The 606-nt window shown below is 38.8% G+C and carries 1 tRNA gene and 1 pseudogene; one reads left to right on the top strand and one right to left on the bottom strand.

The features are described 5' to 3' along the window. Nucleotides 1-228 precede the first annotated feature (228 nt). Nucleotides 229-367 (top strand): annotated as a pseudogene (locus tag K5Q34_RS12005) (transposase); the annotation flags it as partial. 116 nt (nucleotides 368-483) lie between these two features. Here K5Q34_RS12005 and K5Q34_RS11690 read toward each other — a convergent pair. Next, a tRNA-Pro gene (locus K5Q34_RS11690) sits at nucleotides 484-557 on the bottom strand. Between the last annotated feature and the right edge of the window lie 49 nt (nucleotides 558-606).

The following is a 606-nucleotide window of genomic DNA, read 5'->3' on the forward strand; positions in this document are numbered from 1 at the left end:
TTAGCCTTGGCCACCTAGCCTAACAGCTTCAAACCTGTTATCAAATGAAATCATCAACTTACTCAAACATAGTGAAACATCTAATTCTTGACTAAGGTAAGGTGGCTAACTTCATTATAGAACTTTCATTTGACTACTGAATTCAAAATATTGTTCATCAAATACCTTGAAAGGCTTGACGAATGGTAGAAAAAAGTCCCCTATGACCCACACTGAAAAACAACAAAACTCACATTTTCAAACGCCAAACTGGAAGCTACCAATAATCTCATCAAAGTCATTAAAAGAAATGCCTTTGGTTTCAGGAAGATGAAAACTAGAAAAACTGATTTTGATTGCTTTGAACAGTGAAAAGGGCTGGGAATAGCCCTTTTCAGCTTATCTCCTGAAAATAGGAAAGAGCTAAAAAAGAGAGAACGAAGTTCGTCCTCTCTAGGTGTTAGCTTTTCATCTACCCACTACAGTTGACAAAGAGCCGAATAATCGGGAAGACAGGATTCGAACCTGCGACACCTTGGTCCCAAACCAAGTACTCTACCAAGCTGAGCTACTTCCCGATACTATTAAAAATAAAGCTCCCCTAACGTCTCCATTAAGCGAGTGATG

The organism is Streptococcus sp. 2018110 (assembly GCF_019754115.1).
In the GTDB taxonomy this organism is placed as follows: Bacteria; Bacillota; Bacilli; order Lactobacillales; family Streptococcaceae; genus Streptococcus; species Streptococcus hashimotonensis.